Annotated in this window: 6 protein-coding genes; 2 read left to right on the plus strand and 4 right to left on the minus strand. The window is 61.8% G+C overall.

Annotated elements, in window-relative coordinates:
- Positions 1–37 precede the first annotated feature (37 nt).
- Together AC1XOS_RS03070 and AC1XOS_RS03075 are read right to left on the minus strand one after the other, a co-directional pair.
- Positions 38–970, minus strand: a complete 933-nt coding sequence (locus AC1XOS_RS03070) for a hypothetical protein (protein WP_481960746.1) — start codon at positions 968–970, stop codon at positions 38–40.
- A 12-nt stretch (positions 971–982) separates the two neighbouring features.
- The gene (locus tag AC1XOS_RS03075) at positions 983–1,159 is read right to left on the minus strand and encodes a hypothetical protein (protein ID WP_481960747.1); all 177 of its coding nucleotides are present in this window, start codon (positions 1,157–1,159) and stop codon (positions 983–985) included.
- 156 nt (positions 1,160–1,315) lie between these two features.
- Here AC1XOS_RS03075 and proS point away from each other — a divergent pair, with 156 nt between their 5' ends.
- Entirely contained in the window at positions 1,316–2,797 is a 1,482-nt protein-coding gene (proS, locus tag AC1XOS_RS03080) for a proline--tRNA ligase (protein ID WP_481960748.1), read from the plus strand.
- Between the two features lie 45 nt (positions 2,798–2,842).
- On the opposite strand, the gene AC1XOS_RS03085 is transcribed toward proS, so the two are convergent.
- Entirely contained in the window at positions 2,843–3,568 is a 726-nt protein-coding gene (locus tag AC1XOS_RS03085) for an SDR family oxidoreductase (RefSeq protein WP_481960749.1), read from the minus strand.
- Complete coding sequence (locus AC1XOS_RS03090) at positions 3,565–5,178, minus strand: peptide chain release factor 3 (RefSeq protein WP_481960750.1); 1,614 nt, start codon at positions 5,176–5,178, stop codon at positions 3,565–3,567. The genes AC1XOS_RS03085 and AC1XOS_RS03090 overlap by 4 nt, the downstream gene beginning before the upstream one ends.
- A 48-nt stretch (positions 5,179–5,226) precedes the next feature.
- Here AC1XOS_RS03090 and AC1XOS_RS03095 point away from each other — a divergent pair.
- The coding region (locus tag AC1XOS_RS03095; RefSeq protein WP_481960751.1) for a DUF1549 domain-containing protein at positions 5,227–6,928 on the plus strand (1,702 nt) is incomplete at its 3' end.

The following is a 6,928-nucleotide window of genomic DNA, read 5'->3' on the forward strand; positions in this document are numbered from 1 at the left end:
GCGTGCCCCCGTAATTTTTACAGCCTCTGCTTTCAGATCATAGGACGCCTCGCAAGTAGTCCGGGCCATCCAGTGCGCCTTGGGGAGGGACGATTTTCGAGAAGGCGTCGTTGGTCTCTTGGAGGGCAAACAGCAAGGGGAACTTTCCCGGAGGCGGGCTGGGGGTGTACGTCCCTGCCCCCCAAGCACGGCCCTCGGCAAAAGCGCGGAGCTTACGAATCTTTGCGCTGGCCCGGTCAAGAGTGAAAATGCCCTCCATTTTTCCGTCGAGTCCGCGCTGAGCGTTTCCTGTCTGCATGGCATAGTCACCGGTGAAGCGAATCTCAACCGTCTCCGCGGTTTTCTGGAGGATCGTCCCTACAAACCGGGCTCGCTTTACCTCACCTACCTGCCAGAAGTTAGGCTCCCCTCGGACAAAGTCCGTCAGGTGGTAGCGAGCAAGCCTTGCGATCAGAGTGGGAGGCAGAGCAAACTCCCCGGTTGCGGGTGCCTCCGCCATCGCACGCACCTCGTCGGGCAAGACCCAGAGATGGTCACGCGCCGCCCCCTTATTGAGCTCGTGGCAGCCTGCAGGCAGGGGATGAATTCGGACAAAGAGACGCAAGATGGACGATCCCGCAGGCGCAAGGCGTGTGAAATCGCTGCCAAGCTCACTGGCGGCAACGGTCACCCGAGCGGGCGGATTTTGGGCGAACTTCTCCTGCCCAGTTTTTAATAGCTGTAGCAGACGCTCCACATCGCGGTTATTGTTGAAGCCGTATGCCGCTCCATCCGCCCCGGCAACATAGTGTCCTTGCGCCGTCTGCCCGCTTAAGATTCGGGGGTTGACGGTCTGGGCCATCGCCATGAACCAGTTGCGAGCCGGAGACTTTCCATTCTGGATTTCGTGGGTATCGCCGGTAACGGGAATAAATTCCTGCTGAAGGGATTTGATCACGCGGGGATCGCTAAACTTGGACGCACGGTCCAATTTCCCGTTGTTTCAAACACAGCCCAGAGGATTGCCGTTCATGATCCAGAGATACAGAGGCTTGCCCGTGCGCTGCGCTTCAAGCCGAGCCGCCATGATATTGGTGCGCCAGGGAATCTGTAGCCAGAGTTCTTCTTCCGGAGTGGGGAGCACTACCTTGATCTTCTGATCCAGCATGTCAAGAGTCATCGTTGTTTCCTTACAAGCAAACCATTCCTGCTTTTCTTTGCACTATACCTGATGGCAAGCGGATGAGTTGGTGGGTGGTCGAGGATTTTTTGTGTGTGATCCGATACAATCGGGCGGGCACTTTAGCGCCTCACACTTTCATCACGACAAAGAATTATGGCAAAACAAACTATCACCACGCGCGAAAAAGACTACTCGCAGTGGTATCTCGATATCGTCAAAGAGGCAGATCTTTCTGACTACTCCCCGGTGCGTGGCTGTATGGTCATCAAGCCCACGGGCTACGCGATCTGGGAGATGATCCAGCAGGGGCTCGACAAGCGCATTAAAGACACGGGCCATGTCAATGCCTACTTCCCGCTGTTTATTCCCGTGAGCTTTCTGACCAAAGAAGCGCAGCACGTCGAGGGCTTCGCGCCGGAGGTGGCCGTGGTGACGCACCACAGGCTCGAGAGCGACGGCAAGGGCGGGCTGGTTCCGGCAGCGCCACTAGACGAGCCGCTGGTCGTCCGCCCGACCTCCGAGGCGATTATCGGAGATAGCTTCTCGCGCTGGGTGCAGTCGTGGCGCGACCTGCCGCTGCTGATCAACCAGTGGGCCAACGTGGTGCGCTGGGAGCTGCGCACGCGCCCGTTTCTGCGCACCGCAGAGTTTCTCTGGCAGGAGGGCCACACCGCCCACACCACCCACGATGAGGCCGAGGAAGAGACGCTAAAAATTCTTCATGAGGTCTACTCGGACTTTCTGGAGAACGTCATGGCGATCCCGGTCTTCAAGGGGCAGAAAACCGAGAAAGAGAAGTTCGCGGGGGCCCTGCGCACCTACGCCATCGAGGCGATGATGCAGGACGGCAAGGCGCTCCAAGCGGGCACGAGCCACAATCTCGGGCAGAACTTTGCGAAAGCTTTCGAAATTAAGTTCCAGGGCCAGAACCAGAACGAGATCGAGTATGCCTGGACCACGTCTTGGGGCGTCTCGACCCGTCTGATCGGTGCACTCATCATGGCGCACTCCGACGACGACGGCCTGGTGCTGCCGCCGCGCCTCGCTCCAACCCAGGCGGTGATCGTCCCGATCTACAAGACCGACGACGAAAAAGCCGCGACGCTGGCCGCCGCCGAGCAGCTCAAGGCCGCGATTGGCGATAAAGCCCGTGTCAAGATCGACGCGCGGGACAACGTGACGCCCGGCTTTAAGTTCAATGAGTGGGAGGTCAAGGGCATCCCCGTGCGGATCGAGATCGGGCCGCGTGATGTCGCCAACCAGACCGTGGTGCTGGGCCGCCGGGACCGTCCGGGCAAAGAGGGCAAGCGCTTCGTCAGCTGGGCCGAGCTCCCCGAGGCTCTTCCTGCGCTTCTCGAAGAGATCCAGACTGCGCTCTACGACCGCGCCAAGGCCTTCCGCGACGCCCATGTGACGGATGTCGCCAGCTACGCCGAGCTAGCGGCTGCTGTCGAGACCGGGTTTGCCCGCGCTTGGTGGGCAGGCTCGCGCGAGGACGAAGACAAGATCCAGCTAGAGCTAAAAGCCACGATCCGCTGCATCCCGCTGGAGGCAGACCAACCCGGCGGCGAGGGCGTCTGTGTGCTCACCGGCCAGCCCGCCACCCAGCAAGTGCTGTTTGCGCGGAGCTACTGACCCTCCTCCCCTAGCCCCTCCTCCCAATCCTGGGAGGAGGGGAACTTACCACGTAAACCGGGGGGCTTGGATGCCGCCCTCGATCCAGAGAAACTTCCCGTTGGTCTCGCTTGCCGGTGCGGCGACAATTTTGCAAACTAAGTCGGCGGCTTTCTCGGGCGGGTCGCCGCCCGTGCGCTCCACTAAGTCCGCCCAGCCGGGCATGCCACCAAACTCTTTAATGTCTTCCCACATCTCGGTCTTGACCTCGCCGGGATGGATCGCGCAGCACGAGAGCTCGCTGCCGACCAGCTCGGCGGCGAGCTGGCGGGTGAAGAAGTTGAGGGTGTACTTGGAGAGAATGTAGTCCGCGCCGGAGCCCTCAGGCGGGGCGAAACCGGCGGCGGAGCTGACATTGATGATCCGCCCCCAGCCTAGCGCTTTCATCCCCGGCGCACAGAGGCGGGCGAGAAGATAGGGCGCGTAGATATTGGTGAGCAGGGTCTGCCGCCAGCGCTCCGGGTCGCTCTCGGTGATCTTGTCGAAGCCATTGTGAACCCCCGCGTTGTTGACCAGCACCGAGACCGGGCCAAGCTCTGCGAGCACTTGCTCCATTGCCGCCGGGTCGCTGGCATCCCCAACACAGATCTTTCCGGCCGTCAGCGCTGCGGTCTCTTCCAGCTTCTCCCGCCGCCGCCCGACCAATGCTAAAGAGAAACCTTCTCGGGCCAGTGCCACGGCGGCGGCTTGGCCCACGCCACTGCCCGCGCCGGTGACAAGAGCCGTTTTCAAGCCACCGTTTCCTGGGACTCGGAGAGGTCGAGTGCGGTGGAGAGAAATCTGAGCTTGGGATTGTTCTCGATAATATGGTTCATGCCCCACGGGCTCTCAAACAGACAGACAAAGTTGCCAAAGCTATCCTCGACGCGGCGCGTGCCCATACCCCAGTAAACGTCTCGAATCGCCTCTTCCGGGCCTTGGATCCAGCGGGCGTGGTTGTAGGGCAAGCGGTCGAGGCCCGTGTCCACGCCGTACTCCGAGAGCAGGCGGAACTGAATCACCTCGAACTGGAGCTGCCCGACCACGCCCAAGATCGGCTCGGTGCGCCCCGCGTTGATCTCGTGGAAAAGCTGCACGACCCCTTCTTCACTGAGCTGCTCGATGCCTTTTTGGAACTGCTTGTACTTCTCGGACTTGCGGTTTCGTAGCACACCAAAGTGCTCCGGGGCAAAGCGCGGGAAGCCACGAAACTGCACCGGTGTTCCTGTGCAGACCGTGTCGCCCAGCTGGAAGACGCCCGGGTTGGTGAGGCCGATGATATCGCCGGGATAGGCCACGTCCACCGTCTCCCGATCCGACGCAAAGAGCTTCTGGGGGCGCGTCAGGCGCACGGACTTCTTGGAGCGGGGATTGAGGGCCACCATATCGCGCTCAAAGCGCCCCGAGACCACGCGCAAAAACGCCACGCGGTCGCGATGATTCGGGTCCATGTTGGCCTGGATCTTAAAAACAAAGCCCCGGAACTCTGGCTCGCTCGGCTCAATCTCACCGTCTTGACTTGGTCGGGAAGTGGGGGCCGGCGCGAGCTCGATAAAGCGCTTCAGGAACCGCTCGACCCCAAAGTTGGTGACGGCGCTGCCAAAGAACAGCGGCGTGATCTCCCCTGCCGCGATCCGCACCGGGTCGAGCGGCTCGCCGGCCACATCGAGTAGCTCAATGTCCTCGCGGAGCTTCTGCGCCGGGCCACTGCCGATAATCTCGTCGAGAGTCGGGTCGCTCAGATCCACAATGCGAACCGGGGCTTTGTTCGCGCCGTGCTGCACGCGATCATAGAGGTGGAGCTGGCTGGTCTGGCGGTCATACACCCCCTGGAACTGGTCACCGTCGCCAATTGGCCAGAAGACCGGCGCGGAGCGAATCCCCAGCACTTCCTCCAAGTTGGCCATGAGATCGAGTGGATCGAGGCCGGGGCGGTCCATCTTATTGATAAACGTGAAGATAGGAATCCCGCGCTGGCGACAGACGGCAAAGAGCTTGATGGTCTGCGGCTCGACCCCACGGGCGTTGTCGATCAGCATCACGGCGCTATCGGCCGCGACCAGCGTGCGATAGGTGTCCTCCGAGAAGTCCTGGTGGCCCGGCGTGTCGAGCAAGTTCAGCACGCAGCCGCCGTACTCGAACTGAAGCACTGTGGACGTGATCGAGATGCCGCGCTGCTTCTCCAGCTCCATCCAGTCCGAGGTCGCCTGCCGCCGGTTCTTCTTGGCCGTCACCGACCCGGCAAGCTGAATCGCGCCCCCGTAGAGAAGCAGCTTCTCCGTCAGAGTCGTCTTTCCCGCGTCGGGGTGGGAGATAATGGCAAACGTGCGCCGCCGCGCAATCTCTGTCTCTAAATCGCTCATAGCCGAGAGCTAGGATACCATGATGGCATCCAAGGTATCATAGTAAGCATGATTCGTAGGCTTGTGGGGGCGCTGGCGCTGGGGGGGCTGAGTGTGATGGCGCTCGGGGCGCAGAAGGCGCAGACAACGCAGAAGGCAATCTCGTACCAGCGCGATGTGCTGCCGATCCTGAAGAAGAACTGCTCGTCGTGCCACAGCAATGGGGCAAAGCAAGGCGACTTCTCGCTCGATAGCCGGGAGGCGATTCTCACCGGTGGCAAGACCCATCCGGTTGCCCGCCCCGGCAAGGGAGCGCAGAGCTATCTAATCGAGCTGGTGACCAAAGGCGTGATGCCGCCGCAGGGGACGCGCCTCAAGGCCAGTGAGGTGGAGACCCTCCGGCGCTGGATTGATGCGGGCCTGCCATTTGATGGCACTGCGGAGAACGAGAACGCGGCCTGGACACCACCGATGGCTCTGCGAGAAGTCGCTGTGCCCGCAGGCGAGGGCAACCCGATTGACCGACTGCTTGCGATACGTACGCCCGGTGTCTTGGTGAGTGACCGGGTGTTTGTGCGGCGGGCCTATCTGGATTTAGTGGGACTGCTACCGTCGCCCAGGCAGACCACGGCGTTTGTGCTGGACACGCGCCCCGACAAGCGTGAGCAACTGGTGACGAGCCTGCTGGCCGATACGAAGAACTACACCGAGCACTGGCTGACGTTTTGGAACGATGCGCTTCGCAACGACTATATCGGGACAGGCTACATCGACGGGGGCCGGAGCCAGATCACGAACTGGCTGTACACCGCGCTGGAGACAAACAAGCCCTACGATCAGTTTGTGCGCGAGCTGGTTGCCCCGACAAGCCCCGAGTCTGAGGGGTTTATCAAGGGAATTGTCTGGCGCGGCGTGGTCAATGCGAGTCAGCGACCGCCGCTCCAGGCGGCGCAGAATATCGGGCAGGTGTTTCTGGGGGTGAACCTGAAGTGCGCCTCGTGCCACGATAGCTTCACCAGCAACTGGAAGCTGCGCGATGCCTACGGGCTGGCCGCCGCGTTCTCCGACACCCCGCTGGAGCTGGTGCGCTGCGACAAGCCGACCGGCACGATGGCGAGCGCGAAGTTCCTCTGGCCCGAGCTGGGCGTGGTGGACGGTAGCGCGCCGCTGGCTGTGCGGCGAACCCAAGTGGCGGCGGCGCTGACCTCGCCTGCCAATGGCCGCTTTGCCCGCACAATTGTCAACCGGCTCTGGACCAAGCTGATGGGGCGCGGTCTGATCGAGCCCAACGATGAGCTGGACAACAAGCCCTGGAACCCGGCGCTTCTCGACTGGCTCGCTCGTGATTTTGTGGCGCACGGCTACGATCTCAAGCACACGCTGGCCCAGATCGCCACGAGCCGCGCGTATCAGTTGCCGTCGCAGGGACTGGCGAAAGAGAAGCCGACCGGCTATGTCTTCACCGGCCCGGCCGTCAAGCGTCTCTCCGCCGAGCAGCTCACCGATGCGATCTCAACCCTGACCGAGAGCTGGCCGACGCCGGTGGAGACGCTGCGGATCAACAAGGGCGCGGTGAGTGTCCCGAGGCGCACCGGAAAAGTGCTCTTTGACAGTGGTCTGATGCGCTCTGGAGCGCAGGCGATTGATGTTGACATTACCGGCGCGGAGATTCTCGTCCTCGCCGCCACCGATGGCAATGGCAACGCCAACCACGACTGGGCCGACTGGGTCGAGCCGCACTTTGGCTTCCCCAACAACACCGAGCGCGATG

This window comes from Armatimonas sp. (genome assembly GCF_964826245.1).

Excerpts from the sequence above, each read along its gene's own strand:
- AC1XOS_RS03075 (WP_481960747.1), bottom strand. The coding sequence starts at position 1,159 with ATGACTCTTGACATGCTGGATCAGAAGATCAAGGTAGTGCTCCCCACT.
- proS (WP_481960748.1), top strand. The coding sequence starts at position 1,316 with ATGGCAAAACAAACTATCACCACGCGCGAAAAAGACTACTCGCAGTGG.
- AC1XOS_RS03090 (WP_481960750.1), bottom strand. The coding sequence starts at position 5,178 with ATGAGCGATTTAGAGACAGAGATTGCGCGGCGGCGCACGTTTGCCATT.